Consider the following 23,735-nt stretch of genomic DNA (forward strand, 5'->3'; position numbering starts at 1 on the left):
TCAGCGATGGGCAAGCTGGGCCGAGTGCGCGCACGCCGCACAGGCCTGGGGGAGAGTCGCAAGTGAGTCCTGCCGGTAAGAGAGCCGTTCTGATCGGGGGCGCGGTCGCGATGGTCGCGATCGTCGCGGCGGCGGTGGTGCTGCTGACCGGCGGTTCCGCGCCCGTGGCGAAGGCGGACGATCCGATCCAGACCACGGTCGCCGCGGGACCGACCGCTCCCGACCCGACGTCGGCGGCGCAGCTGTACCTGAACGACTTCGCGGGCCACAACACCGACGACGCGAGCCTGATCACCGACGACCCGCACGGCTCGGCCGCCGCGCTGCGCGACGCCTGGAACACGCTCAAGCCGGTCGGGCTGCAGGCCAAGCTGGGCAAGGTCGCCGACCCGGCCGCGACCGGGTCGAAGACGACCGCCGCGTACACCCTGACCTGGGACCTCGGCCCCGGACACGTGTGGTCCTACGACGGCAGCCTCGACCTCGTGCACGCCGGCGACAGCTGGCGGGTGCACTGGGTGCCGACCGCGCTGCACCCGAAGCTGCAAGCCGGCCAGCGGCTCGTGATCGCGACCGCCGCGGCCGACGAGGCGGCGGTGGTCGACCGCGACGGCAAACCGGTGGTCATCGCCGGCCCCGGCGGCACCCACCTCGACCCGGCCGCGAAGTTCCCGCTGCTCACGCAGGCGCTGACCGGACAGGGCACCGCGAAGCCGTCCGACACCTTCGCCGTGCAGCGCGTGGACACCGCCGGCAAGGTGCTCGAAACGCTCTTCGGCAAGGTCGAGGACGGGCAGGCGGCGGTGAAGTCCACGGTGAGCATCGCCGTGCAGAACGCGGCCCAGTCGGCCGTCGACTCCTACCGCGGCAAGGCCGTGATCGTGGCGGTCCAGCCGTCGACGGGCGGGGTGCTCGCGGTGGCGCAGAACGCGGCGGCGGGCACCAGCCCCTCGGCCCTCAACGGCCTGTACGCGCCGGGCTCGACGTTCAAGATCGTGACCGCGACCGCGGCGCTGGAAGCCGGCGTCGTGACCAAGGATTCGCAGGTGCCGTGCCCGCTCACCGCGCGGATCGGCACCCGCACGATCTCCAACGAGGGGTTCGACCTCGGCACCACCACCGTGCACCGGGCGTTCGCGCACTCGTGCAACACCTCGTTCGGCCGGCTCGCTTCGCAGCTGCCGCCCGACGCGCTCGCGAACGCCGCCAACCAGTACGGCCTCAACGCCGACTTCGAGATCCCCGGCCTGACCACCGAACTGGGCAAGGTCGGCCCCGCCGGCAGCGCCGACGAGCAGGTGGAGGACGGCATCGGCCAGGGCACCGTGCAGGTGAGCCCGTTCGGCGAGGCGCTGATGGCCGCGACGGTGGCCGCGGGCAAGGCGGTGACGCCGAAGCTGTGGCAGGGCGACGACGGCGCGACCACGGTGAACTACGGCTACCACGCGCCGTCGGCGAGTGTGCTGGCCTCGCTGCGCACGATGATGCGCGAGGTCGTCACCGGAGGCACCGCCACCGGACTGGCGCGCTCGGGCACCGTGTTCGGCAAGACCGGCACCGCGCAGTTCGGCGACGGCGCCGAGGCGCACGGCTGGTTCGTGGGCTACCGCGGTGACGTCGCGTTCTGCGTGTTCCTGGAAGGCGGCAACGACTCCGGCCCGGCCGTGACGCTCGGGGCGAAGTTCCTCGCCGGCGTGAAGTAGCACTTCGGGCGTGACGTTTCGGCGGCGGCCGAAGCTTCGGGCTCCTACCGTGGAGGCATGGAGACCGTCGCGCTGGCCGAGGTGGCCGCGGTGCTCGCCGACCCGAGCCGGGCGACGATGTGCCTCGCCCTGCTGGACGGGCGCGCCTGGACGGTCGGCGAGCTGGCCGCGGCGGCGCGGGTCGCGGTGTCGACCGCGAGCGAGCACGTGACGAAGCTGCACGACGCGGGGTTCGTCGCGCGGGTGAAGCAGGGCCGTCACGCGTACGTCCGCATCGCCGACCCGCGCGTGGCCGAGCTGATCGAGCGCCTGGCGCAGCACGCCGAGCACCGCGAACCGGTGGGGCTGAAGGCGTCCCTGCGCACGCAGCGCCTGAGTTTCGCGCGCAGCTGCTACGACCACCTCGCCGGCACCGTCGGCGTCGCGCTGCGCGAAGGCCTGATCGCGAGCGGGATCGTCGGCACCGGCGACGGGCTCACGCTCACCCCGGCCGGGCGCGAGGTGCTCGGCGAGCTCGGCGTCGCCGTGCCGGAGCACGGCCGGCGCCCGCTACTGCGCGACTGTCTGGATTGGACGGAGCGGCGCGACCACCTCGCCGGCGCCGTGCCCGCCGCGATCCTGGCGCGCGCGGTCGACGCGGGATGGGTCACGCGTGATCGGCAACGCGCGGTGCGCCTGCGGCCTTCGGCGGCGCGGCCGTTTGCCGCGCTCGGTGTCGATCTGGCAACCCTGGGTGGCTCTCCCGCGGCCTAACACACCTCTTTGCCCGAGTTGTCCGGTGGTGCACGAACGAGTGAGCGCCTCCGTTTCTCTATTCTGGAAGCCCACGGTGACCGGAGGGGGGCGGAGATGGACCAGCTTCCCCTGCTGCTCGGGATCGGCGGAGTGGTGCTGCTCGCGTCGGTGGTCGCCGTGCGCGTGTCGATCCGGCTGGGCCTGCCCTCGCTGCTGCTGTACCTCGGCATCGGCGTGGCGCTGGGCGAATCGGGCTTCGGCATCCGGTTCGACAACCCCGGCCTCACCCAGTCACTCGGGCTGGCCGCGCTCGTCATGATCCTCACCGAAGGCGGGCTCACGACGCGGTGGCAGGCCGTGAAACCCGCGCTGGGGCTGGGGATCCTTTTGTCCACAGTGGCCGTGGCCGTGAGCATCGCGGTCACCGGCGCGGCGCTGCACTGGCTGCTCGGCCTCGACTGGCGGCTCGCGCTGCTGTGGGGTTCGGTGCTCGCCTCGACCGACGCCGCGGCGGTGTTCTCGGTGCTGCGGAGGGTGGGGGTGCGGCCGAAGCTCGTCGGCGCGCTCGAGCTGGAGTCGGGCATCAACGACGCGCCCGCGTACATCGCGGTGATCGTGCTCGCGTCGACCGATGCGGTGGACTGGACCCTGCCGCTGTTGGTCGTTTACGAACTCGCCGCCGGCCTGGCGATCGGCCTGCTCTTCGGCTGGCTGGGCGCGATGGCGCTGCGCCGGGCCGCGCTGCCGGCCACCGGTCTCTACCCCCTGGCGACGGTGGCGGTGTGCATCCTCGCGTACTCCTCGGGGCAGCTGGCGCACGCGTCGGGGCTGCTCGCCACCTACGTCGCCGGGCTGGTGCTGGGCAACTCGAAGCTGCCGCACCGGTCCGACACGCTCTCGTTCGCCGAAGGCCTCGGCTGGATCGCGCAGATCGGACTGTTCGTGCTGCTCGGGCTCTTCGCCTCGCCGAGCCGGCTGCTGGAGACGGTGGTGCCCGGCCTCGTCGCGGGCGCGGTGGTGCTGCTGCTCGCGCGGCCGCTGTCGGTGGTGATCGCCCTGCTGCCGTTCCGGCTGCCCTGGCGCGAACAGACGTTCCTCTCGTGGGCGGGCCTGCGCGGGGCCGTGCCGATCGTGCTCGCGATGATCCCGCTCTCGCAGGGCCTGCCGGGCGCGGGGCAGCTGGTCGACGCCGTGTTCGTGCTGGTCATCGTGCTCACGCTGCTGCAGGGGGCCACGCTCGGGCCGTTCGCGCGGCTTCTGGGCCTCGCGAAGACCTCCGAGGCCCAGGAGATCGAGGTGGACGCCGCGCCGCTGGACGAGCTGGGCGCCGAGCTGCTGCAGGTGCGGATCCAGAAGGGCTCGAAGCTGCACGGCGTGTACATCTCCGAGCTCGGCCTGCCCCCAGGCGCCACCGTGAGCCTCGTGGTCCGCCGCGGCGCCGGCTTCACCCCGCAGAAGACCAGCCGGCTCCAGGAGGACGACCAGCTGCTGGTCGTCACCACGGCGCGGGACCGCGACGCGACCGAACGCCGCCTCCGCGCGGTCGACCGGGCCGGGCGGCTGGCCCGGTGGCGGGGCGAGCTGGGTCGCTGACGTTCGCCGGCGGCGGGGCGTCATGCTGTGAGCGCCGTCTCAGATCACGGGACGGGGGTTTCTCCCGGGGCCCGGAATCGGTTACCTTCGAGCACAGGTCATGAGTGCCAGCGCGAAGCCCCGGCTTGCTGGCCGGCAACCCTCCTACCGCGGTGGGGTGCCCCGGGTGAGGACCGGGCCGGTCGCGATGTGCGGCGGGCAAGCGCGGGCCCCTCGCCGGGGGTCCCCCGGACTGCCGAGGAGGCACCGCCATGACTCTCGCCCTGGATCGTACCGAAACCCCCGCCGAAACCCTTGCCGCGCAAGAAGTTCCGGCGGTCGCGGGGGCGGCGCTGCACGTGCCGCTGGTGACCGGTGACGAGATCGGCTACGCGAACCTCGACCACGCGGCGAGCGCGCCCTGTCTCGACGCGGTGCGTTCGGCCGTCGACGAGTTCCTGCCCTGGTACGCGAGCGTGCACCGTGGCGCCGGCTTCGCGTCGCAGGTGTCCACCCGGCTTTACGAGCGCACGCGCGACATCCTGCGCCGGTTCGTCGACGCGCGTACCACCGACACCGTCGTGTTCACCCGCAACACCACCGATTCCTTCAACCTGCTGGCCCGCTCGCTGCCGCGGCGCACGTCGGTGGTCGTGTTCGACACCGAGCACCACGCCGCACTTTTGCCGTGGCGGGGCCCGAACGTGCGGCGCGTGCAGCTGCCGCGCACGCGCCTGGCCGCGGTGTCCGTTGTGGACGAAGCGCTCGCCGCCTGCCCGGAAGGTCCGCGGCTGGTGGTGGTCGCCGGCGCGTCGAACGTGACCGGCGAGCTGCTGCCCGTGGCCGAGATCGCCGCCGTGGCGCGGAAACACGGCGCGCGCGTGGCGCTGGACGCCGCGCAGCTCGCGCCGCACCGCCGGATTTCGCTGCGGGAGCTGGACGTCGACTACGTCGCGCTCTCGGGGCACAAGCTGTACGCGCCCTTCGGCGCCGGTGCGCTGATCGGCCGGTCCGACTGGCTGCGCGCCTCCGAGCCGTACCTCGCCGGCGGGGGCGCGACGAAGCTCGTGACCGAGGAAGCCGTCGTGTGGAACACGGGTGCCGAACGGCACGAGGCCGGTTCGCCCAACACTGTCGGCGTGTACGCGCTCGGCGTGGCGTGCGAGCGGCTGGCCGCGAACTGGACCGCGATCGGCGAGCACGAGGCCGCGCTGCTGGAGCGCCTGCGCAAGGGCCTGGCCGGCATCCCGGGCTGCGCCGAGCTGCGCCTGTTCGACGCGCCGGTCGACCGCGTCGGCACGGTGAGCTTCGTCGTCGACGGTTTCGAACCCGGCTGGCTCGCCGCGGTCCTCTCGGCCGAGTACGGCATCGGCGTGCGCGACGGCGCGTTCTGCGCCCACGTCGCCACCAAGCGCCTCATCGGCACGACCGGCCGCGAAGGACAGCAGGCCGTGCGCGTGAGCCTCGGCCTGGGCAGCACCGAAGAGCACGTGGACCGCGTCGTGCTGGCGCTGCGCCAGATCGTCGCCCGGGGTGCGCGCTGGGAGTACACGAAGGTCGACGGCCGCTGGGCGCCGGTCGGGGACCCGCGGGAGCTTCCGCCGTTCTGCGCCTGATCGCTGTGTTGGGCGTGTGGGAAGATCTTGGGGTTTCCGGGTTCCGCCGGCACTGCTGGGCTTCGCCGAACTGATCCTGGCCGCCGTTGCGGCTCGCGGCGGGGTCCGGCTCGGCGGCCGGTGAGTTCGTGAACCTCTCGGCGGTGCCGATGAAGCACGTCTACCTGGACTACTTCGGCACGACCGTGGGCGGCGAGCAGTTCCTGAGCCGGGACCCGCCGACCTGCACCTCGGCTCTGGACCGGCCCATCGCGCTCGCAGTGGTGGTGGCGATCGTCGTCGCCGGCTACGCCCGCGCCGGCGCGAAACCCGCGCGTCTCGCCCTGGCCCTCGCTGGTGGTGTGCCGGGAGTGCCGGTGCTCGACTTGGCCGGGTACGCGCAGTTCGGCCTGGCCGCCGAGACCCGCGGTCGCGTGCCGCCCGCGGTGGGGCTGGTGGTGCTCGCGGGGTACGAGCGCACCCTGCGGCTCCTCGCCGTCGGGGTGGTGTTCGTGGCGGCGGCGGTGCTGCTGCCCGGGCTCGCCGGGGTGGTTTCGTCGGCGGTGGTGCTGCTGGCGGTGGCGTTCGTGGTGGTGGCCGGGCCCGCGAAGGGACGCTCCCGGCCTGCCGCCGCGATCGGCTGAGACGCGGGCGTGGACAATGGGGGTGTGAGCACCGAGTCCTCCTCGTCCGAACACGATCTGTCCGAACACGATCTGTCCGAGCCCGGTTCGCCCGAACCCGGCCGGCCCGAAGGCACGCCCGCCGTCGAACCGGTGGCGGCCGGCGACGCGGCCCCCGCGGCCTCGGACGAGCCCGAAGCACCCGTCCGGTTGCCGAAGCGCCGGGTCGGCCTGGTGTTCGCGGTCGCGGCGCTGATCTGGGTGATCGACCTCGTGTCGAAGAACCTCGTGGCGGCCAACCTCGAGGGCAAGGAGCCGGTGCGCATCCTCGGCGGGCTCATCTACCTGCAGGTGATCCGCAACCCCGGCGCGGCCTTCTCGATGGCCACCGGCATGACGTGGGTGCTCGCGCTGGTCGCGGCGGCCGTGGCGGTCGCGATCATCTGGCTGTCGCGGCGACTGCGCAGCGTGGGCTGGGCCATCGGCCTCGGCCTGGTGCTCGCGGGCGCCCTCGGCAACCTCACCGATCGCATCTTCCGCGCCCCCGGTCCGCTGCGCGGCCACGTCATCGACTTCATCTCGGCGTTCGCTCCCAACGGCGAGGGGTTCGCGATCTTCAACATCGCCGACTCCGCGATCTGCGTCGGCGGTGTGCTCATCGTGCTGCTGTCGCTGCTGGGCAAGGACTACGACGGCACGTCCACGCGCGACAAGAAGGAGAAGGCCGCGTGACCGGACGCCTGCTGCCCGTCCCCGACGGGCTCGACGGCATGCGCGTCGACGCCGGCCTCGCCAAACTGCTGGGCCTGTCGCGCACGGTCGTGGCCGAGCTGGCCGAGGCCGGCGACGTGCTGGTGGACGGCCGGCCCGCGGGCAAGTCCGACCGCCTCACCGCCGGCGGCCTGCTCGAAGTCACGCTGCCGGAGCCGGCGTCACCGGTGCAGATCGTCGCCGAGCCGGTGGCGGGCATGAAGATCCTCCACGACGACGACGACATCGTGGTGATCTCCAAGCCCGTGGGCGTCGCCGTGCACCCGAGCCCGGGCTGGACCGGGCCCACGGTCGTCGGTGGCCTCGCCGCCGCGGGCCTGCGCATCTCGACGTCGGGCGCGGCCGAGCGCCAGGGTGTGGTGCACCGGCTCGACGCCGGCACCACCGGCGTGATGGTCGTGGCCAAGAGCGAGCACGCGTACACGGTCCTGAAGCGGGCGTTCAAGGAGCGCACCGTGGACAAGGGCTACCACGCCGTGGTGCAGGGCCATCCCGACCCGACGCGAGGCACCATCGACGCACCGATCGACCGCCACCCGCGCCACGACTACAAGTTCGCCGTGGTCGCGGGCGGGCGCCCGAGCGTGACGCACTACGAGGTGGTGGAGGCGTTCCGCGCCGCGTCACTGGCGCACGTGAAGCTGGAGACCGGCCGTACGCACCAGATCCGCGTGCACTTCTCGGCGCTGCGCCACCCGTGCGTGGGTGACCTGACCTACGGCGCCGACCCGGTGCTGGCACGCCACCTCGGCCTCACACGGCAGTGGCTGCACGCCCGCACGCTCGGTTTCGCGCACCCGGCCGACGGCCGCTGGGTCGAGTTCGAGGCGGAGTACCCCGACGACCTCGCCCGCGCGCTGGAGATCCTGCGCGAGGAGAGCTACTAGCCCTCGACCGTCCAGGTCAGCGTGCGGTCGTCCGGCTCCGGGCGTGGGCTCCAGCGGACCGAGACCACCCGCGTCGTGTCCGGGAGGACGTAGACGGTGTGGCCGCCGAGCGTCTCGCCGGGCCGCACGCCGATCCTGTGCGGCGGTCGCGAGGTCAACGACACGGGTGCCTTGGCGACCGTCGTGCCGTCGGCCGTCACGAGCTCGAGGTAGTTGTCGGGCAGCGACGCGAACGGCACGGCGCCGCGGTTGGTGATCTCGGTGTGCACGACCACGGCCCGCTCGCCCGCGTCGAGGCGGTAGCCGGCGGCGCCGAACAGGTAGTCGGCCGGGTCCTGCACCTCGAGCAGCTGCACGGTGAGCTGCTCGCCTTCGAGTCCTTGCGTCGCCATCGTCTCGCCGATGCGACCGTGCCGGCCGCCGTCGGCGCCCTGGCGGCGGGGCTCGTCGCCGCGGGCCCAGGACGCCGTCTGCGGCACGCCCCAGGTGCTCAGCACGGGGTCGAGCGGCGGCGGTCCCGGATGGGCGCCCGAGGGCACGCCGTAGGCACCCGAGGGCACTCCGTACGCTCCGGACGGTCCACCGTGGACGGACGGCGCGCCCGGCCCGGGTGGCATTCCGGGCGCGTTTCCGGGGCGCGGAACGGGTGCGCTCGGCGGGCCGGCGGCCGGAAACCCTTGTCCCGTCGGCATCCCCGCCGCCACGCCCGGCCCCGGCCGGCCGGGCGGCACGGCGACGGGCATCGGCCCCGACGGCGGCTGAGCGGGCTGCTGCTGCCACGACGGCGGTGCCGCCGCGATCGCCGCGCGCAGGCCGGCGGGGTCGCTCTCCACGCCCACGAGCAGCGGCAACCCGCTGCCGGACAAGGCAACCAGCCGGTAGGCGACCTCACGCGGGTCCATGCCCACTTTGGCCGCGAGGTCGTGGACGGCCGTTTTGCCCAGCTCGGCGAGGGCGGCGAGCAGGCGGACATCGGCGGGATCGGTCACGGCCACTCGGGCAACGCTACCGTCCGGGCCGCGGCTGACGCGGCAAGGCCGGGACCGCGTCGCCCGGTCCGGTGGCGCGCAGGCGCTCCGGTGGCGCTGCGTACTGGTTCCGGCGAGAAATGACCGTTCACAGTGGGTGAACGGGACGCTCGTGCCGGAACGCCACTCGCGGCCCCGGATCTCCATTAGGGTCGGCAGCACACGGCACCACCGAACCCCGGGAGTCCGCACCCATGACCGTCGTCACCGATCTCGCCGACGAGCTCGTCGGCGAGATGTTCGGCTTCGAACCGCTCTCCGCCGCGATCCTGGGCATCAAGCCCGACGCGCCGGGACTCGGCGACCCGAGCGCCGCCGCCGAGGCCGCGTACCGCGAGCGGCTCGCCGGGCTGCTGGCGCGGGCGCGGGAGGTCGAGCCGGCCGGTCTCGACGCCACCGACCGGGTCACCCGGCAGGTGGTGATCAGCTCGATCGAGGGCAAGCTCGACCTCATCGACAGCCGCTTCGGCGAGTTCACCGTGACCGACCTGTTCGTCGGGCCGGCCGCGGGCCTGCTCTCGGCGCTCCCGATGGTGCCCGTGCTGCCGGGTGAGAAGGCTCAGGTGCACCTCGACCGGCTCGCCGGGATCCCGGCGTACCTGCGCGCGGTCGCCGTGCGCCACCGCGAGGGCGTCGAAGCCGGGCTGGTGCCCGTCGAGCGGCTGGTGAAGGCCGCGATCGCCCACGTCGACCGCTACCTGGCCGCGCCGGGCAGCGACCCCCTGCTGCGCCAGCCGGCTCCCGACGAGGCGTTCGCGAGCCGGCGCGAGGAGCTGCTGCGCGACGTCGTGCGCCCGGCGTTCAAGGAGTACCGCGACTTCCTCGAAGCCGAGGTCCTCGCCCACGGCCGGCCCGACGACCGCGCCGGCGTGTCGTGGCTGCCCGGCGGCGACGAGATCTACGCCCGGCTCGCCCGCATGCACACGACCACGGACCGCACGCCCCAGGACCTGCACGACACGGGCCTGGCCGTGATCGCGGGCCAGGTCGAGCAGTACCGGGAGCTGGGCGAGCGCGTGTTCGGCACCCGCGATCTGCAGGAGATCTTCGAACGGCTGCGCACCGATGCGAAGCTGCGCTGGACGAGCGCCGAGGAGCTGCTCGACACCGCGCGCTCGGCCATCACCCGCGCGGCCGCCGAGGCGCCGAAGTGGTTCGGCACGATCCCCGAGCAGCCCTGGACCGTCGAAGCCGTGCCGGAGGACTCCGCGCCCGGCGCGCCGCCCGCGTACTTCATGCCGCCGGCCGCCGACGGCTCGCGCCCGGGCACCTACTTCGCCAACACCTACGAGGCCACCGAGCGGTTCCGGCACACAGCCGAGGTCACGGCGTTCCACGAGGCCATCCCCGGTCACCACTTCCAGCTCAGCACCGCGCTCGGGCTCACCGAGCTGCCGCTGCTGCGGCGCCTGGGCGATTTCAACGCCTACGTGGAGGGCTGGGGTCTCTACACCGAGCGCCTCGCCGACGAGATGGGCCTGTACTCCGACGACGTGGCGCTGCTCGGCATGCTCACGCTCGAGTCGATGCGGGCCGGGCGGCTCGTGGTCGACACCGGGCTGCACGCGCTGGGCTGGAGCCGGCAGCAGGCCATCGACTACCTCGTCGGGAACACGCCGATGGGCAAGCTGGAGATCGAGGCGGAGATCGACCGCTACATCGGCTACCCGGGCCAGGCGCTCGCGTACCTGGTGGGGCGCCTGGAGATCCAGCGGATCCGCGCGGTGGCCGAAACCCGGCTGGGCAGCGCGTTCGACATCCGCGCGTTCCACGACGTCGTGCTCTCGGGCGGGGCGCTGCCGCTGTCGGTGCTCGACTCGGTGGTCGGGGAGTGGATCGCCGGCCACGGCGATACCGTCGACGGGCTCGCCGCGGACCTGCTGGAGCTGGAGTTCGAGCGCGAGCCGCTCGAACGCACGATGCTGGGACTGCCGGGTGACCACGGCGCGCTGCCCGACCCGAGCCTGGCCGCGAAGGAGCGCTTCCGGGCCCGCTACACCGACTTGGCCGACCGCGCCGAGGCCATCGACCGGGCCGGGCTGTCGGCCACCGACGTCGTGACCCGCGACGTGGTCATCGCCCGCGCCCGTGGTGTGGTCGACACGCTCGACTCGCGGCTGTCCGGGTTCGCGGTGAGCGACGGGTTCAGCTCGCCTGCCCTGAACCTGGTGAACCTCCTCGGGGCGATGGTGCCCGACGACGAGGAGAAGGCGCGAGGGTACCTGCGGCGGCTCGCGGGCTACGGCGACTACCTCGACGCGGTGATCGAGGCACAGCGCGCCACGGTGGCCGACGGGTTCGCGCCGCCGGATTTCCTGGTGCGCGTGGGCATCGGGTACGTCGAGCGCTACCTCGCGGCCGAGGACACCGACCCGATGCGAGTCACGCCGTCCGTCGAGATCGCCGGGTTCGCCGAGGAACGCGACGGGCTGCTGGCCGAGGTCGTGCGCCCGGCCTACGCTCGCTACCGCGCGTTCCTGGCCGACGAGGTGGCGCCGGTCGCCAAGCCCGAGTCGCAGCCGGGCATCGGGCACCTGCCGGGCGGGCAGGAGAAGTACCAGGGCCTGATCCGCGCCGAGACGACCACCGACCGCACGGCGCAGGACCTGCACGAGGAGGGCCTGCGGATCGCGGAGCAGCTGGCAGGGGAGTACCGCGAGCTGGGCTCGAAGGTGTTCGGCACCGAGGACCTCGCCGAGATCTTCGAGCACCTGCGCAGCGACCCCGAGCTGCGCTGGCGCGACGGCGAGGAACTGCTGGCCGGCGCTCGCGCGGCCATCACGCGGGCGGAAGCCGTTGCCCCGCAGTGGTTCTCTCGCGTGCCCGCGGCGAAGTGCGTGGTGGCTCCGGTGCCCGAGGCCGACGCGGCGAGCGGCACCATCGCCTACTACCTGCCCGCGGCGCTCGACGGCTCACGGCCGGGCACGTACTACGCCAACACCCACGAGGCGAGCTCACGGCCGCGCTTCACCAGTGAGGGCATCGCGTTCCACGAAGCAGTGCCGGGGCACCATTTCCAGCTGTCGTTCGCGCAGGAGCTCACGGAGCTGCCGATGCTGCGGCGGCTGGTGCCGTTCAACGCCTACATCGAAGGCTGGGGCCTCTACTCCGAGCGCCTGGCCGACGAGATGGGCCTGTACTCCGACGACGTCACGCGCCTGGGCATGCTCACGCAGGACTCGATGCGCGCGGCCCGGCTCGTGGTCGACACCGGCCTGCACGCGCTGGGCTGGACGCGACAGCAGGCCGTGGACTACGCGGTGGCCAACACCCCGATGGCGCGGCTCGAGATCGAGGCGGAGATCGACCGGTACGTGGCGAACCCGGGCCAGGCACTCGGGTACATGGTGGGGCGCCTGGAGATCGAGCGGGTGCGCGCGGCGGCCGAGGAAGCGCTGGGCGGCGACTTCGACATCCGCGGGTTCCACGACGTGGTGCTGGGCAACGGAAACCTCCCACTGTCCACACTGGACACACTGGTCACCGAGTGGATCGCCGCCCGGCGGGCGGAGGGCGCGCGGTGAGCTGGCTCGACCTGCCCGAGGGTACGGACTTCGGGCTCGCCAACCTGCCCTACGGCGTGTTCTCACGGGGCGGCGCGCCCGAGCGGCGCGTCGGAGTGGCGGTGGGCGAGCACGTGCTCGACCTCTCGGCGGCGGCCGAGGAGGCGGCGGCGCCGTTCGCGCCGCTGCTCACGAGCGGGGTGCTCAACCCGCTGTTGGCGGCGGGGCCCGCGACGTGGCACGACGTGCGCGAGCAGACGCGCGAGTGGCTCACCGAGGTGCGCTACGCCGACCAGCTGCGCCCGCACCTGGTGTCGCGCACGGAGCTGACACACCACCTGCCGTTCGAGGTCGCGGACTACGTCGACTTCTATTCGAGCGAGCAGCACGCGATCAACGCCGGGCGGATCTTCCGCGGTGCCGACGACGAGCTGATGCCGAACTGGAAACACCTGCCGATCGGCTACCACGGGCGGGCCGGCACGGTGGTGGTGTCGGGCACGCCGGTCGTGCGGCCGTCGGGGCAGCGCAAGCCGCGGGGCGCCGACGAGCCGTCGTTCGGGGTGTCGCAGCTGCTCGACATCGAGGCGGAGGTCGGCTTCGTGGTCGGCACGCCTTCGACGCTGGGCAAGCCCGTGCCGGTCGAGGACTTCGCGAAGCACGTGTTCGGCGTGTGCCTGGTCAACGACTGGTCGGCACGCGACCTCCAGGGATGGGAGTCGCAGCCGCTGGGGCCGTTCCTGGGGAAGTCGTTCGCGACGTCGGTGACGCCGTGGATCGTGCCGCTCGCGGCGCTGGAGCACGCGCGCGTGCCGCAGCCGCCGCAGAACCCCGAGCCGTTCGAGTACTTGCGCACCACCGAGCCGTGGGGGCTGGACCTGACGCTGGAGATCCGGATCAACGGGCACCTGGTGTCGAGCCCGCCGTTCGCCACGCAGTACTGGACGGCGCCGCAGCAGCTGGCGCACCTGACCGTGAACGGTGCGAGCCTGCGGACCGGCGATCTGTTCGCCTCGGGCACCGTGACCGGCCCGGGGAAGGAACAACGCGGGTCGCTGCTGGAGCTGAGCTGGGGCGGGCGGGAGCCGTTCGCGCTGGGGGACGGCGACACCCGCACGTTCCTCCGGGACGGCGACGAGGTCTCGATCACCGCGACGGCGCCGGGACCGGGTGGCAGCCGGATCGGCTTCGGGGCGGTGGCCGGGCGGGTCGTGCCCCGCTAGACTAAGCGCACGCTTAGCCGGGTGCGGGAACGCCGTGGTCCGGCCGCAGGAACGAAGGAGCGCGATGAGGATCGGCATGGGGCTCAACTACTCGGGCGGGTTCGCCGACAGCGTGGCGGACATCGTCGAGCTGGAGAAGGTGGGGCTCGACATCGCGTTCGTGCCGGAGGCCTACAGCTTCGACGCGGTGAGCCAGCTGGGGTTCCTGGCGGCCAAGACCGAACGCGTGCAGCTGGCGTCGGGGATCTTCCAGATCTACACCCGCACGCCGAGCCTCACGGCGATGACCGCGGCTGGTCTGGACTTCGTGTCCGGCGGCCGCTTCACGCTCGGGCTGGGCGCGTCGGGACCGCAGGTGATCGAGGGCTTCCACGGTGTGAAGTACGACGCACCGCTGGCCCGCACGCGCGAGATCGTCGAAATCTGCCGCCAGGTGTGGCGGCGCGAACCGGTGGTGCACGAGGGCAAGCACTACTCGATCCCGCTGCCGCCGGGCGAGGGCACGGGGCTGGGCAAGCCGCTGAAGCTCATCAACCACCCGGTGCGCGAGCGGATCCCGATCCTGCTGGCGGCGCTGGGGCCCAAGAACGTCGCGCTGACCGCGGAGCTGGCCGAGGGCTGGGAGCCGATCTTCTTCCACCCGGAGAAGGCCGGCGAGGTCTGGGGTGCGGCGCTGGCCGAGGGCAAGGCCAAGCGCGACCCGGCACTGGGCGAGCTGGACGTGTTCGCCGGCCCGGCGCTGGCGATCGGCGACGACGTCGAGCACCTGCTCGACCAGGTGCGCCCGCACCTGGCGCTCTACCTCGGCGGGATGGGCGCGCGCGGCAAGAACTTCTACAACACCCTTGCCCAGAAGTACGGTTTCGAGGCCGAGGCGAAAGAAATTCAAGATCTTTATCTCGACGGCAAGAAAAAGGAAGCCGCGGCCGCCGTGCCCCTGGAATTGCTGCGCGCGATCTCGCTCGTGGGCCCGGCGTCCTACGTCGAGGAGCGCGTTGCCGCATTCGCGGAGGCGGGGGTGACCACGCTCGTGGTCAGTTCTCTGCAGCCCGGCCGGGAAGCCCGGGTCGCCGCGGTGGCGAAATTGAAGGAGATCATCGGCTGACCAGGGCCGACGCGCCGGAGAGCGGGACGAACCGAGCTCGCACACGCGTTCGGTTTATGATGTCGTGATCCGGGTGTGAAGAAGCCGCACCCCGGGCACGCGCCACGGTGTACGAGCGCCGTTGGAGATCCGTCGTAGACGAGCACTGTGGTGGCAGGAAACCGTAAATCTTGCTCTGCTGGGTCACATCAGGTGTAGGAACGGTCTTCCGGGGGAACACGACGGCGAGGCGAAAGCGAGGTGGGCCTGACTGTGCGCGAATTCGCGGGGCCGGCTGCGGGGGTTCTGGACGTCGGATCGTTCAGCGCTCGCCTTGTCGTGCTCGAGCCCGGGGGCACCCCGCTGGAGCCGGCCTTGACCCACCAGACGCGGCTGCGCCTCGACCGCGAGCTCGACGACGAGTGCCGCCTGAGCCCACGCGGCATCGCCGCCATCTCCGCGGCGGTGGCCGACGGTGTGGCCGTGGCCGAGAAGCACGGCGTGCGCGAGGTGTTCCCGCTGGCCACCTCGTCGATCCGCGACGCGGCCAACGCCGACGAGGTGGTGTGCCGCGTCCGCCGCGACACGGGCGTGGAGCTGCAGTTCCTCTCGGGTCGCCGGGAGGCCGAACTGACCTACGTGGGCGCCCGCCGCTGGTACGGCGCGTCCGCCGGTCCGCTGCTGGTGCTCGACATCGGCGGCGGCACGGTGGAACTGTCGGCCGGTCGCGGCTCGCAGGCCGAGTTCGCCCGGTCGCTGCCGCTGGGTGCCCGCTCGGTCACGCGCGACTGGTTGCCGGCCGAACCGCCGGTGCGCTCGAAGAAGGTCCGCGCGCTGCGCGACCACGTGCTCGAGGCGGTGTCCGGCGCGCTGGGCGACGCGACGGAGCACATCGCCGGTCACCGCGTCGTCGGCTGTTCGAAGGTGCTGCGCCAGCTGGCCCGCCTCGCCGGCGACCGCCCCGGCAAGGGCCGCGAGCTGCACCTCGACGACCTGCGCGTCTGGGTCCCGCGCCTGGCCGCGATGCCGTCGGCCAAACGCGCCGAACTGCCCGGCATCTCCCGCCAGCGCGCCCAGCAGGCCCTCGGCGGCGCCGTGGTGGCGGAAGCCCTGCTGACCCTCACGGGCGGCCCCATTTCCATCTGCCCCTGGTCCACCCGCGACGGCCTGCTGCTCACCCTCCTCGACGGCCTCGCCGCGGCCCCCGACGTGGCCATGGCCGGCGCCACGGCCGGAGCCACCGCCGGCGCCGACTCGCGTCCGGCCGCGTGACATCCCTGGTGCGACCCCGCTCCGACGGGGTATCCCGGACCCATGACACGTGAGCTCTTCCCCCGCGACCACCGCGACCACGCCGAGGACGACGAAGACGACCTCACCCTGCCCGACCCCGGCCACGTGCGCTCCGAGGTGCCCAGCGCCCCGAACCCGGACCTGACGCCGAGCCACACGAAGGACGTCGAACCCCCGCCCGGCACGGACGAGCCGGCCGACGGCTGAGCCGGCCGGCCCCGCGGACGCCCGAAAGCCGCCCGCGGGATCACGACCTCAGTCCTGCGCAGCCACGAACTTGCGCAGCTTCGAGGCGTCCCGGCGCTGCGGTGCGCGGCCGTGGGGCTGGACCGGCGGGTCGCCCGGGTCGACGTCCTCGATGGGCAGCGTCACGGGTTCCGTGGTCACCGTGAAGCGTTCGCCGTGGTGCACCAGGTCCAGGGGTGCGCCGTCGAGGACGTGGTAGGTGGCCTCGCCCGGGCGGATGGCGACCTGGAAGCGGGTGCCGCGGAAGGCCAGGCGGAAGGTGATGCCGCCGAGCTGCCGGGGCAGGCGCGGGGCGAACGACAACTGGCCGCCGTGGTCGCGCAGGCCGCCGAAGCCGGCGACGGTGCCCTGCCAGGCGCCGGCGAGGGATGCCATGTGCAGGCCGTTGCGCACGTTGTTGTGCACGTCCTGCAGGTCGGTCAGCGCGGCCTCGGCCAGGTAGTCGTAGGCGAGGTCGAGGTGGCCCACCTCGGCCGCGATCACGGCCTGCGTGCCGGCCGACAGCGACGAGTCGCGGACCGTGCGGGCCTCGTAGTAGGCGAAGTCGCGGGCCTTCTCCTCGGGGCTGAAGGAGTCGCCGCACAGGTGCAGGGCCAGCACGAGGTCGGCCTGCTTCACGACCTGCTTGCGGTAGAGGTCGAAGTACGGGTAGTTCAGCAGCAGCGGGTAGAACGCCGGGTCGGTGCCCTTGTAGTCCCACTCGTCGTGTTCGAGGAAGCCCTCGGACTGCGGGTGCACGCCCAGTTCCTGGTTGTACGGCAGGAACATCGCGTCGGCGGCGGCGCGCCAGCTGTCGAGCTCGGCAGTGTCCACTTCGAACTGGTGCACGATCTCGGGGTACTTCTCGCACACCTGCGCGGCCGCCAGCAGGTTCCTGCGGGCCATCAGGTTGGTGTAGACGTTGTTGTCCGCCACGGCCGAGTACTCGTCGGGGCCGGTCACGCCGTCGATGCGGAAGTGGCCGTGCCGGTCGTGGTGGCCGAGTGAGGCCCACAGCCGCGCCGTTTCCACGAGCAGCTCGGCGCCGCAGCCGCTTTCGAACTCCTCGTCGCCGGTGGCGTTGACGTAGCGCAGCACCGCGTCGGCGATGTCGGCGCTCACGTGGAACGCCGCGGTGCCCGCGGGCCAGTAGGCCGAGCACTCGGCGCCGGTGATGGAGCGCCACGGGAAAGCCGCGCCGCGCAGGCCGAGCTGTTTCGCGCGTTCCCTGGCTTTGTCCATGGTGGAGTGCCGCCAGCGGAGGGCGTCGCGGGCCGCGTCGGGGATCGTGTAGGTGAGCACCGGCAGGACGAAGGTTTCGGTGTCCCAGAAGGCGTGCCCGTCGTAGCCGGGGCCGGTGAGGCCCTTGCCCGCGATGGCGCGCGTCTCGCCGCGGGCCCCGGCCTGCAGGAGGTGGAACAACGCGAAGCGCACGGCCTGCTGCAGCTCGGGGTCGCCGTCGATCTCGATGTCGGAGGTGGCCCAGAAATCGTCGAGGTACTGGCGCTGCTCGGCGATCAGGCCCTTCCAGCCGGTCTGGCGCGCGCCGGCCAGCGCCGCCTCGACCTGCGCGCGCAGGGCGGGCACGGACCGCTGCGCGGACCAGCCGTAGGCGAGGAACTTCGTGATCCGCAGGCGCCCGCCCTTCGGCACGTCGACGGCGACCGTGAGCCGTGCCAGGTCGTCCTCGCTGTGGATGCGGGTGCGGATGCCGTCCTCGACGTCGATCTTGTGGTCCATCGCCGCGGCCATGCGCAGGCCGGAGTTGCGGGTCTGGTGCACCAGCACGGCCTGGTAGTCGGCCGCGCGGTTGAACTGCGAGACCAGCGGCTGGTCGAGCGCCGCGGCGACGCGTGGGTCTCGGGTGTCGGACTCGATCGGCTCGTTGGCCAGCAGATCCGACTGCACCACGAGCTGCAGGTCCTCGTCGACCGGCTCCACCTCGTAGCGGATCGCCGCGATCGCGCGTTGCGTGAACGACACCAGCCGCTCGGTCCGCACCCGCACGCGGCGGCCGGTGGGGGAGGACCACTCGGTGGTGCGGCGCAGGGTGCCGCTGCGGAAGTCGAGCACGCGGTCGTGTTCGATCGCGGCGCCGTAGCGCATGTCGAGCGGCTCGTCCTCCACGAGCAGGCGGAGGATCTTGCCGTCGGTCACGTTGACCACGGTCTGGCCCTCTTCGGGGTAGCCGTAGCCGCCTTCGGCGTAGGGGAGCCCGTGCTGCTCGTAGAAGCCGTTGAGGTAGGTGCCCGGCAGGCCGCGCGGCTCGGCCTCCTCGAGGGTGCCGCGCAGGCCGAGGTGGCCGTTGGACACCGCGAACGCCGACTCCGTGCGCTGCAGCGCGTCGACGTCGAGGCCGCGCCAGCGCAGCGCCCACGGCGAGCATTCGTAGCCGAACTCGGTCTCGGTCATGCGTTCTCCAGAAGATCGGCGAGGTCGTCGACCACGACATCGGCGCCGTGGGTTTTCAGTTCGTCGGCCTGGTCGGCGCGGTTCACGCCCACCACGAAGCCGAAGTCGCCGGCGCGCCCGGCCTGCACGCCCGAGAGCGCGTCTTCGAACACGGCCGCGTGCGCGGGCTCGACACCGAGCGCCTTCGCGCCGGCGAGGAAGGAATCGGGGGCGGGCTTGCCCTTGAGGTTGTCGCGCCGGATCACCAGGCCGTCGACCCGGGCCTCGACGAACTTCGTGAGGTCCGCGGCGTCGAGCACCTTCGCGCCGTTGGCCGACGACGTCACCACGGCGATGCGCAGACCGGCTGCTTTCGCCGCTTCGAGGTACCGCACGGAGCCGGGATAGGGGTTCACGCCCTGTTCTTCGATGATCTTCAGGACGAGCTCGTTCTTGCGGTTGCCGATGCCGTTCACGGTCGGCTCGTCGACCCCGTCCTCCGGGGTGCCCTCGGGCAGCTGGATATCGCGGGAGCGCAGGAACTCGCGCACGCCGTCGGCGCGCGGGCGGCCGTCGACGAAGGCCGCGTAGTCGTGGTCGGTGAATTCGCGGAACGTTTCGCCGTCCCGGCCGCGAAGAAACTCGTCGAACGTCCGTTTCCACGCTTCCCGGTGGAGCACGGCCGTTCCGGTCAGCACGCCGTCGAGGTCGAACAGACAGGCGGTGATGGTGTCCGGCAGTCCGATCATGCGTGCAAACCTACCGGTCCGGAACCGCGTTCGCGGGACCTGAGTCGTGTGGGCGCACCCGGTGGATCAACTCGTGCACGGTGGCGTCGGCGAGGCGGTAGCGCACCACGCGCCCGTCGCGGTGCGCGGTCACCAACCCGTGGGCGCGCAACAGCCGCAGCGCCTGTGACACGGCGGTGTCGGTCATGCCCGTGGCCGCCGCGAGGTCGGTCACGCTGATCTCGCGCGCGTAGTGGATCGACACGAGCAGCGCCAGCCGCGACGGATCGGCCACCACGGCGAACCGCGCGGCCCACTCCTCGATGACCGCCCGGTCACCCAGCCCGGCGACAGCGGCGGCCACGCGCTCCGGGTCGATCAGACGCCGGTCGGGCTCGATGCTCACAGCGGTCGATGATTCCACTCCGGGCGGGCAGCGACTACCGCGGCCACGGCTCAGGTCGTGCCGACACGTCGTTCGAAGACCAGCCCCTCCGCGGCGCTGAGCCCCACGCTCATCGCGCCTGTCAGCACGCCGTCGTCGCCCAGTTCGCCCTGGACGACGGTGGGCACGAGTGGCGTGAAGGAGCGCAGGGCGCGGTCGATGGGGTCCAGCAGCAGGTCGGCGGCCGTGCCGATGCCGCCGCCCAGGACGATGAGCTCGGGGTCGACCACGGCGGCCACGGAGGCGACCGTGTAGGCGAGGCGGTCGGCTTCCGTGCGCACCGCGCGCTGCGCCAGTTCGTCGCCCTCACGGGCCAGGCGGAAGACCTCGCGCGCCGATTTCGCCGTGCCCAGGCCGAGTTCGCGCGCGCCGCGGACCACGGACTGGGCGGCCGTGGCCTCTTCGAGGTGGCCGCGGGCCGGGACCTCGCCACCGGACTGGGTGCGGCCGTAGGGGAGGTAGCCGATCTCGCCGGCGGCGCCCGTGGCGCCACGGAACACACGACCGTCGACCATGAGGCCCATGCCGACGCCGGTGCCGATCATGAGGCAGCCGACCACGGACGCGCCGCGCGCGGCCCCGCATTCCCACTCGCCGACGGCGGTGAGGTTGGCGTCGTTCTCCACGACCAGGTCGGGGCCCAGCACGGCCTCCAGGTCGTCGAGCAGGCCCGGTTTGCCCCACCCCGGCAGGTTCGGCGCGTGCCGGAAGCAGCGCTTCGCCGGGTCCGCGACGCCGGGGGAGCCCAGCACCCGCACGACGATGTCGGCGTCGGCGAGGCCGGCCTCGGCCACGATCTCGCGTGCCAGCCGGCCGACGGCAGCCACGAGCGCGCTGCCCGAGCGGGCGGTGTTGCGGGCGTCGCGGCGCGCCACCATAGTGCGGCCCAGGTCCGACACCGCGACGCGGATGTGCTCGCGCCCGATGTCGACGCCCAGCACGTACCCGGCGGTGGGGTCGGCCTCGTAGAGCACGGCCGAGCGGCCCGTGCCGGTGGACGTGTGCCCGGTCGCGCGCGCCAGCCCCGCGGCCTCCAGCGCCAGCAGCGCCTGGCTCACCGTCGGCTTCGACAGCCCGGTGTCCTTCGCGACCTGCGGTCGCGTGGCCGGCCCGCCGCGGCGCAGCAGGTCGAGCACCGCCCGCTGGTTGATCCTGCGCATCCCGGCCGGCGTGCCCACCGGCGGTGTCCCCGCGCCCACCACGTGCTCGTTCGCTCCCTGCTCGTCCCGATGTCTCCCCGCCAAGGTAACCGGCTTCGGCAGGGAACCTTCTTTTCACCCGTTCGGTGACCAGCGGCAGAGCGTTCAGCCGACGATACGGGCTGTCGGCGCCATCCCGGGGGAGGGCACGCCCACGCGGGTGCGCGCACGGCCATCCGGCGCAGTCCGCACTCACCCGTCGGCACGCCCGCGAACACCCGATCCGATCAGTCGTGGATGTGTCACGACGCACATTCGGAGGCGGTCGGCTGTTACCTCGTCACAGACATCAGTCGACACGACTACTGCGCGTTGCGTGGTTTCTGTCACGTGCTTAGCGTGGCGCGCCAGACGTCCCGTTCCACCCACCCCGCGTCACCCCCACCACCTCCCGGGCTGCACCGTCGCAGCGGCGCTCGCCCGGTCGCGCCCTGCACTGCCGGCGCGAGCGCCTCGAAGGGATTCCCGATGGCCAGCCCGACCACCAGCCCTGGACGACAGGGCGACAGCTCGCCGGACGACGACCCCCGCGTCGGCCGCCGCCGCTTCCTCACCTACCTCGTCGCCGCGCCGACGCTGACGCTGGCCACGAAGCTCTCGTTCGACACCCTCGCGCCCGCCACGGCCGAGGCCGTGGTGCCGACGCTGCCGCAGCCCGCGGAGATCCTCGACCTCGGCGACGTGCTCACGCTCTCCAACGCCCCGACCGCGGGCATGCTCGTGCTCGAGGTGACCACCGACGGCCGCGTGCGCCTGCAGCTGCCGCGCGCCGAGGTCGGCCAGGGCATCAACACGGCCACCGCGATGCTGGTCGCCGAAGAGCTCGACATGCCGCTCGACAAGGTCGACGTGGTCCTCGCCGACGCGCGCCCCGAGCTGCTGTTCAACCAGCTCACCGGCGGCTCGAACACCATGCGCTCGCTCTACGACCCGGTCCGCACCGCCGCCGCGACGGCCCGCGCCCGCATGGTGTCCGCCGCCAGTGCGCAGTGGAACGTGCCGGCCGCGCGGCTGTCCACTCGCGACGGTCTCGTGCACGCGCCGGACGGGCGCAAGGCTTCCTACGGCGTGCTCGCCGGCCCGGCGGCCCGCGCGGACCTGGCCACCACGGCCGTGAAGCCGAAGGCCGAGGCGGACCACACGCTGGTGGGCACGCCGACGTCGCGCAAGGACGCGCTCGCGATGGTCACCGGCAAACAGGTCTACACGCTCGACCTCGACATCCCCGGCGCGATGCCGGTGATGGTCCGCCGCCCGCCGACGATCAACGGCACGGTGAAGAAGGTCAACAACGAGGCCGCGGTGCGCGCGATGCCCGGCATCATCGACATCGCGGTGGTGCAGACCGGGGTCGCGGTGATGGCCGAGACCTTCGGCCAGGCCCTCGACGGCAAGAACGCCCTCGACGTGACCTGGAACGCCGGCACGGTCGACGGCGAGAACAACGCGTCGATCACGAAGAAGCTGCAGGCCGCCGCGCTGCCGTTCGTGGTGCCGCCGCTGCTGACGCAGTACGTGGACGGCGAGTTCGACTTCGCGTTCGTCAGCCACGCGCCGATGGAGTCGAACTCGGCGGTCGCCGACGTCCGCGAGGACAGCGCCACCATCTGGGCCGGGCTCAAGTCGCCGATCGTCGCGAAGCAGACCATCGCCCAGGAGCTGGGGCTGCCGGAGAACAAGGTCACCGTGCACGTGATCCAGGGCGGCGGCTCATTCGGCCGCCGGCTGTTCTTCGACGCCGCGCTCGAAGCCGCGCACATCTCGAAGGCGATGAAGAAGCCCGTGCGGCTCATGTGGAGCCGCATCGACGACATGCGCCACGGCCGTGCCCGCGCCGCGAGCCACCACAAGATCCGCGCGACCTTCGCGCTCGGCCAGGTGCTCACGTTCGAGCACCGCGTGGCCAGCGTCGAGACCGACTGGGGCCACGGCCTCGGCGAGATCCTCACCGCGTTCGCGGCGAAGCTGCCCGTGGGCGGCAACCTGAGCTTCGCGCAGACGGTGTTCCTGCTGACGGTGAAATCGCCCTACAACTACGGCGTCACCACGCAGCTGCTCAACGAGGTGCCGCTCAAGTTCCACACCTCGGCCTGGCGTTCGGTGTACTCCGCGAACACCCGCGGGGCCGAGGAGATCATGGCCGACGAGATCGCGGCCAAGCTCGGCAAGGACCCGCTGGAGTTCCGGCGCGAGTTCATCAAGGAGCCGCGCCAGAAGGCGGTGCTGGACAAGGTCGCCGAGCTCGGCGAGTGGGGCAAGAAGATGCCGAAGGGCTTCGCCCAGGGCATCGCGGTGCACGGCGAGTACAAGTCCTACACCGCGTGCCTGGTGGAATTGGACGCGCGCGACCCGAAGAACCCGCGCGTGACCAAGGCGACGATCGCGGTGGACGTCGGCAAGCCGGTGAACCCGCGCGGGCTGCAGTCGCAGATGCTCGGTGGCCTCACCGACGCCATCTCGACCACGCTCACCGCGGGCCTGCACATCGACAACGGCCTGCCGCTGGAAGGCAGCTACTCGCAGTTCCACTACGCGCGGCAGAAGAACGCGCCGATGGACGTGAACGTGTTCGTGATGCCGGCCAACGGCAGCGAGATCGGCGGCGCGGGCGAGCTCGGCCTGCCGGCCCCGGTGGGCGCGATCGCCAACGCCTACGCGCGGGCCACCGGCATCAAACCGCGCAGCTTCCCGATCAACTTCCCGGTCGACTTCGACCCGTTCCCCCGCTGA

At 72.6% G+C, this 23,735-nt stretch carries 18 protein-coding genes and 1 riboswitch; of the genes, 13 read left to right on the forward strand and 5 right to left on the reverse strand.

What is annotated here, in order from left to right; genetic code table 11:
- The first annotated feature begins 62 nt into the window (after positions 1-62).
- From ACWEOE_RS17450 to ACWEOE_RS17480, 7 genes are all read left to right on the forward strand, one after another.
- Positions 63-1,703 (forward strand): penicillin-binding transpeptidase domain-containing protein, encoded by a 1,641-nt coding sequence (locus ACWEOE_RS17450; RefSeq protein ID WP_452009897.1) that lies wholly within the window; start codon positions 63-65, stop codon positions 1,701-1,703.
- Positions 1,704-1,760: 57 nt separating this feature from the next.
- Positions 1,761-2,456, forward strand: coding sequence for an ArsR/SmtB family transcription factor (locus ACWEOE_RS17455; RefSeq protein WP_452009900.1), 696 nt, complete (start codon positions 1,761-1,763; stop codon positions 2,454-2,456).
- A gap of 96 nt (positions 2,457-2,552) precedes the next feature.
- A complete protein-coding gene (locus ACWEOE_RS17460; protein ID WP_452009902.1) occupies positions 2,553-4,031 on the forward strand; it encodes a potassium/proton antiporter in 1,479 nt (492 codons plus the stop codon).
- Positions 4,032-4,127: 96 nt separating this feature from the next.
- Positions 4,128-4,242: riboswitch (SAM riboswitch) on the forward strand.
- Positions 4,243-4,282: 40 nt separating this feature from the next.
- Positions 4,283-5,626, forward strand: coding sequence for an aminotransferase class V-fold PLP-dependent enzyme (locus ACWEOE_RS17465; RefSeq protein WP_452009905.1), 1,344 nt, complete (start codon positions 4,283-4,285; stop codon positions 5,624-5,626).
- A gap of 86 nt (positions 5,627-5,712) precedes the next feature.
- Positions 5,713-6,249, forward strand: a complete 537-nt coding sequence (locus ACWEOE_RS17470) for a hypothetical protein (protein ID WP_452009907.1) — start codon at positions 5,713-5,715, stop codon at positions 6,247-6,249.
- A gap of 24 nt (positions 6,250-6,273) precedes the next feature.
- Positions 6,274-6,960 (forward strand): signal peptidase II, encoded by a 687-nt coding sequence (gene lspA / locus ACWEOE_RS17475; RefSeq protein WP_452009910.1) that lies wholly within the window; start codon positions 6,274-6,276, stop codon positions 6,958-6,960.
- Entirely contained in the window at positions 6,957-7,886 is a 930-nt protein-coding gene (locus ACWEOE_RS17480) for an RluA family pseudouridine synthase (protein WP_452009912.1), read from the forward strand. Before lspA ends, ACWEOE_RS17480 begins: the two co-directional genes overlap by 4 nt.
- Here ACWEOE_RS17480 and ACWEOE_RS17485 read toward each other — a convergent pair.
- Positions 7,883-8,881, reverse strand: a complete 999-nt coding sequence (locus ACWEOE_RS17485; protein WP_452009914.1) for an AsnC family protein — start codon at positions 8,879-8,881, stop codon at positions 7,883-7,885. The genes ACWEOE_RS17480 and ACWEOE_RS17485 overlap by 4 nt on opposite strands.
- A 227-nt stretch (positions 8,882-9,108) precedes the next feature.
- On the opposite strand from ACWEOE_RS17485, the gene ACWEOE_RS17490 reads away from it, so the two are divergent.
- The 5 genes from ACWEOE_RS17490 (at position 9,109) to ACWEOE_RS17510 (ending at position 16,224) form a co-directional block, all read left to right on the forward strand.
- Positions 9,109-12,438 (forward strand): DUF885 domain-containing protein, encoded by a 3,330-nt coding sequence (locus ACWEOE_RS17490; RefSeq protein ID WP_452009916.1) that lies wholly within the window; start codon positions 9,109-9,111, stop codon positions 12,436-12,438.
- A complete protein-coding gene (gene fahA, locus ACWEOE_RS17495; protein WP_452009919.1) occupies positions 12,435-13,640 on the forward strand; it encodes a fumarylacetoacetase in 1,206 nt (401 codons plus the stop codon). The genes ACWEOE_RS17490 and fahA overlap by 4 nt, the downstream gene beginning before the upstream one ends.
- A gap of 64 nt (positions 13,641-13,704) precedes the next feature.
- Positions 13,705-14,745 (forward strand): LLM class F420-dependent oxidoreductase, encoded by a 1,041-nt coding sequence (locus ACWEOE_RS17500; protein WP_452009921.1) that lies wholly within the window; start codon positions 13,705-13,707, stop codon positions 14,743-14,745.
- 252 nt (positions 14,746-14,997) lie between these two features.
- Positions 14,998-15,996, forward strand: coding sequence for a Ppx/GppA phosphatase family protein (locus ACWEOE_RS17505; protein WP_452009923.1), 999 nt, complete (start codon positions 14,998-15,000; stop codon positions 15,994-15,996).
- A gap of 42 nt (positions 15,997-16,038) precedes the next feature.
- A complete protein-coding gene (locus tag ACWEOE_RS17510) occupies positions 16,039-16,224 on the forward strand; it encodes a hypothetical protein (RefSeq protein ID WP_452009926.1) in 186 nt (61 codons plus the stop codon).
- A gap of 48 nt (positions 16,225-16,272) precedes the next feature.
- Here ACWEOE_RS17510 and ACWEOE_RS17515 read toward each other — a convergent pair whose 3' ends face one another.
- The 4 genes from ACWEOE_RS17515 to ACWEOE_RS17530 are packed head-to-tail and all read right to left on the reverse strand — an operon-like array spanning position 16,273 to position 20,966.
- Complete coding sequence (locus ACWEOE_RS17515) at positions 16,273-18,654, reverse strand: glycoside hydrolase family 65 protein (protein WP_452009928.1); 2,382 nt, start codon at positions 18,652-18,654, stop codon at positions 16,273-16,275.
- A complete protein-coding gene (locus tag ACWEOE_RS17520; RefSeq protein ID WP_452009930.1) occupies positions 18,651-19,382 on the reverse strand; it encodes an HAD family hydrolase in 732 nt (243 codons plus the stop codon). Before ACWEOE_RS17520 ends, ACWEOE_RS17515 begins: the two co-directional genes overlap by 4 nt.
- Before the next feature lie 10 nt (positions 19,383-19,392).
- On the reverse strand, positions 19,393-19,761 hold the full coding sequence (locus ACWEOE_RS17525; RefSeq protein ID WP_452009983.1) for an ArsR/SmtB family transcription factor: 369 nt from the start codon (positions 19,759-19,761) through the stop codon (positions 19,393-19,395).
- 56 nt (positions 19,762-19,817) lie between these two features.
- Positions 19,818-20,966, reverse strand: a complete 1,149-nt coding sequence (locus ACWEOE_RS17530) for an ROK family protein (RefSeq protein ID WP_452009985.1) — start codon at positions 20,964-20,966, stop codon at positions 19,818-19,820.
- Positions 20,967-21,473: 507 nt separating this feature from the next.
- Here ACWEOE_RS17530 and ACWEOE_RS17535 point away from each other — a divergent pair.
- Positions 21,474-23,735, forward strand: a complete 2,262-nt coding sequence (locus ACWEOE_RS17535; RefSeq protein ID WP_452009931.1) for a molybdopterin cofactor-binding domain-containing protein — start codon at positions 21,474-21,476, stop codon at positions 23,733-23,735.

This window comes from Amycolatopsis sp. NPDC004368, from assembly GCF_053602515.1.

Excerpts from the sequence above, each read along its gene's own strand:
- ACWEOE_RS17465 (WP_452009905.1), top strand. The coding sequence starts at position 4,283 with ATGACTCTCGCCCTGGATCGTACCGAAACCCCCGCCGAAACCCTTGCC.
- ACWEOE_RS17500 (WP_452009921.1), top strand. The coding sequence starts at position 13,705 with ATGAGGATCGGCATGGGGCTCAACTACTCGGGCGGGTTCGCCGACAGC.
- ACWEOE_RS17535 (WP_452009931.1), top strand. The coding sequence starts at position 21,474 with ATGGCCAGCCCGACCACCAGCCCTGGACGACAGGGCGACAGCTCGCCG.
- ACWEOE_RS17520 (WP_452009930.1), bottom strand. The coding sequence starts at position 19,382 with ATGATCGGACTGCCGGACACCATCACCGCCTGTCTGTTCGACCTCGAC.
- ACWEOE_RS17460 (WP_452009902.1), top strand. The coding sequence starts at position 2,553 with ATGGACCAGCTTCCCCTGCTGCTCGGGATCGGCGGAGTGGTGCTGCTC.
- ACWEOE_RS17515 (WP_452009928.1), bottom strand. The coding sequence starts at position 18,654 with ATGACCGAGACCGAGTTCGGCTACGAATGCTCGCCGTGGGCGCTGCGC.
- ACWEOE_RS17530 (WP_452009985.1), bottom strand. The coding sequence starts at position 20,966 with ATGCGCAGGATCAACCAGCGGGCGGTGCTCGACCTGCTGCGCCGCGGC.
- ACWEOE_RS17455 (WP_452009900.1), top strand. The coding sequence starts at position 1,761 with ATGGAGACCGTCGCGCTGGCCGAGGTGGCCGCGGTGCTCGCCGACCCG.
- ACWEOE_RS17490 (WP_452009916.1), top strand. The coding sequence starts at position 9,109 with ATGACCGTCGTCACCGATCTCGCCGACGAGCTCGTCGGCGAGATGTTC.
- ACWEOE_RS17510 (WP_452009926.1), top strand. The coding sequence starts at position 16,039 with ATGACACGTGAGCTCTTCCCCCGCGACCACCGCGACCACGCCGAGGAC.